Below are 3122 nucleotides of genomic sequence, written 5' to 3'. Positions count from 1 at the left end.
AGATCGAGCCGGCCGTCAGAGCTGGGATGACGCAAACCATTGCATATTTCGGACAGCTTCCGGAAAGACTGCCGGCATCGAGGCGCCCGGCGTTTTCGCGGGGGCTGGGCCTTCGGGCTGCCCGTCCGGCAAAGATGACCGCCACGGTGCGATAGCCGGTGTCCCCAGACTGGCTTCCCGAACTTGTTGCATCTGCTTTGGGCAAAATTCCGGACATGACGAGACAGTCCGACCCAGGCGTAAACGGCCCATCGCGTCATTTCGCTGCTCTGCAGCACGGGATGTCAATCGACGGACGCTGACCAGCAACGCGCGACGTCGAGGAAATGACGGCAATCGAGCGAGCGATGGCTGAAAGTCGCCTCGAAGACGTTCCGACCGATACGGTTGGACAACAGCACAACGCTTGCGCGAAGCCGTGCCACGCGCCGACTGCGGGATGAAGATCAATATTGAACCTCTCATACACCGCGTCTACCATTTTTCTCGCTGGCTGCCTGCCCGAGGCCGATGCTGCTCGGGCGAGATGGCAACGCCTGTCGCCGCGGGACAACATCATCTGCGGCTCGCCGGCTTACGACCGCGGTAGCAAAAACCAGAACCGATAGGAGGAACCATGAAATTCATGCTTTTTGTGCTTCCCACCGTTCCCGCGACGCTCGAGGATCGCAAGCGGCTGCGTCCGATTGGACGCAACAACGAGCGCTACCAGCAGATGCTGGACGAGCTGAGAAAGCTCGCAGCCTTCGCCGATGACGCCGGCTTCGACGTCATGGCGACCACCGAGCATCATTTCCATTCCGAAGGTTATGAGACTTCGGTGGCGCCGCTCCTGCTCTATGCCGATCTCGCCGCCCGCACCAAGCGCATCAAATTCGCCCCGTTGGGACTGGTGCTGCCCTCTTGGGATCCGCTCCGCGCGGCCGAGGAGCTCGCCGTCCTCGATCACCTCACGAAGGGACGAATCTTCGCCGGATTTGCCCGCGGCTATCAGGATCGCTGGGTGAACGTGCTAGGCCAGCAATATCATGTCACCGGCGCGCCGATGGACGGCTCCTCGATCGACAACCATAACCGCAGGGTCTATGAGGAAATCGTCACGATCATCAGGAAGGCGTGGACGCAAGAGACGATCGAGCACGACGGCGAGTACTACAAGGTGCCGTATCCGTACGAGGAGGGCATCCAGCGCTGGCCCGTGCACCAGTGGACGCGCGAATACGGCGCGCCGGGCGAGGTCGACGAGAAGGGCGTCATCCGCAAGATCTGCGTGGTCCCGAAGCCCTATCAAGACCCGCACCCGCCGCTGTTCCAACCGTTCTCGGTGAGCGAAAACACGATCAAATACACGGCACAATCCGGCATTGTGCCCTGGATTCTGGTTTCGTATCCGCCCGAGTTTCAGCGCCTCTGCGGCGTCTATCAGGATGTGGCGGCCAAGAGCGGACGCAAGCTGGGTCTGGGCGAGAACGTCGGCGCCTTCCGCGCCGTGCATTTCGGCAAGACTGAAGCGGAAGCGGTCGAGTTGTTGCGCAACACCAACTACGCCGGCTTCAACCATTATTTCGGGGGATTCGGTTTCTGGGAGGCGTTCCGTTCACCGGAGGACCTGGACAAATATCCGGCGAACCCGTTCACTCCGCTGCCGCCCTCCGAATGGACTCTGGAGCGCATGCGCAAGCTCAAATATGCGCTGGCCGGAACGGTCGATCAGGTCAAGGCCGAGATCGCGGCGCTTCACGAGATCGGCGGCAAGGGCGAACTCGAATGGTTCGGTTGGTTCTTCGACCAGGGTTTCATGTCGATGGATGAGGAGATGCGCCAGATCGAATTGTTCGCCGAACACATCATCCCAGCGTTCCGTTGACCGGGAGCGACAATCGCACGCCCTGGCGTGTTGTGCGCCGGGGCGCCACCTGAGGTCCGCGATCGATCGCAATCGAGGGGCCCCAAGCGTCGGATCTTGAAAGTGCAAATGATGCAATGGCCGTCCGGACCGTGTTGATCGTCCTAGGGGAAATACCGCTGAGCGAACTTTCGGAAATTTTCCATCAGAAACCGATTGGCGCGCCTGCTGATTGGAGCGCCTGGCACGATCACGTCAAAAGCATGAAAAGCGCCGTCGAATACCTCGAACTCAGCCGGAACATTGGCCCGACGAAGGTTCTCAACGTAGATTTTCGCCTCATCCCGAAATGGCTCCAGACTGCCGACATAAGTGATCGTCGGCGGCAATTTCGTATAGTCGGTGCAGCGTGCCGCAGCCGCGTAAGGCGTAACGTGCTTCACGCCATCGAGATAACGGGACCATGCCAGCCTGTTGGCTTGCTCATCCCATACGGGTGCGTCCTCTAGAACGGCTGAGGCGCTATTCCGACGGTCATCGATCATTGGATAGAGCGGCATTTGAAAGGCTATTCTCGCGTCGTCGGTATCGGTGGCCTTGAGCGAGACGGCCGCGGCAAGCCCTCCGCCCGCGCTATGGCCCGACACGATGAATCTGTCGGTTCTTCCGCCGATGGAGGCCGCATTATCCCTTATCCACAGCAGGGTGTCGTAGCAGTCGTTGAAGGCGGCCGGGTACGGCGATTCAACGGCCTTTCTGTAGTCCGGGGCGACGATGATGCATGGCACTGTCTCGATGAAGTCCTTGATGATTGAGCCGAATTGCTCGGGCACTCCTTGAACGTAACCGCCGCCGTGCAGATACAGCATGATCGGCAGTGGTCCGACTGCCGCGGTTGGCCGATAGACTCTCACACGAATCGGCGCCCCACCGTTTCTGCTTGGAATATGTCGCTCTCGGCAGACAAGTCCTCTGATATTCCTTCCCCGCAAGACGGCCCCACTGAAACGGAGCACGAGCAGAGAGAACCATCTCGTGTGATAAAAGCTTGCGATGATCCGCCCAACGGCATATCTGCCGCGCAAGTCCTTATCCACCATGTCTCTGGTGACCTTCATCCGATACGCGCTCATCCGGGCTGCGCCTTCTGATTCCCATGCAGAGCACGGGCTTGCAAGGGGCGTCACGTCGCGGCGGGCTGGAGCGGGCCAAGCTTGCCCAGCTCCATGGCCTTGATTTGCAGCGCCAGATATTTCGAGTTGATCCGGCATTGCGC

3 protein-coding genes are annotated in these 3122 nt (G+C 60.0%); 1 reads left to right on the top strand and 2 read right to left on the bottom strand.

What is annotated here, in order from left to right; translation table 11 throughout:
* Nucleotides 1–217 (bottom strand): hypothetical protein (locus JOY90_RS34225; protein ID WP_291695509.1); only part of this gene is annotated, 217 nt, incomplete at its 3' end.
* Nucleotides 218–616: 399 nt separating this feature from the next.
* Here JOY90_RS34225 and JOY90_RS34220 point away from each other — a divergent pair.
* Nucleotides 617–1867: an LLM class flavin-dependent oxidoreductase gene (locus tag JOY90_RS34220; protein WP_291695508.1), complete on the top strand. Its 1251-nt coding sequence runs from the start codon at nt 617–619 to the stop codon at nt 1865–1867.
* A gap of 143 nt (nt 1868–2010) precedes the next feature.
* Here JOY90_RS34220 and JOY90_RS34215 read toward each other — a convergent pair whose 3' ends face one another.
* Complete coding sequence (locus JOY90_RS34215) at nt 2011–2946, bottom strand: alpha/beta hydrolase (RefSeq protein ID WP_291695510.1); 936 nt, start codon at nt 2944–2946, stop codon at nt 2011–2013.
* Nucleotides 2947–3122 lie beyond the last annotated feature (176 nt).

It is taken from the genome of Bradyrhizobium sp. (genome assembly GCF_019242285.1).
GTDB lineage: Bacteria > Pseudomonadota > Alphaproteobacteria > Rhizobiales > Xanthobacteraceae > Bradyrhizobium.
The sequence above is the reverse complement of the archived record's forward strand: the minus strand, read 5'-3'. Positions and strand labels throughout refer to the sequence as shown.

Bases quoted from the DNA above. Each gene is read 5' to 3' on its own strand.
- JOY90_RS34220 (WP_291695508.1), top strand. From the start codon at position 617: ATGAAATTCATGCTTTTTGTGCTTCCCACCGTTCCCGCGACGCTCGAG.
- JOY90_RS34215 (WP_291695510.1), bottom strand. From the start codon at position 2,946: ATGGTGGATAAGGACTTGCGCGGCAGATATGCCGTTGGGCGGATCATC.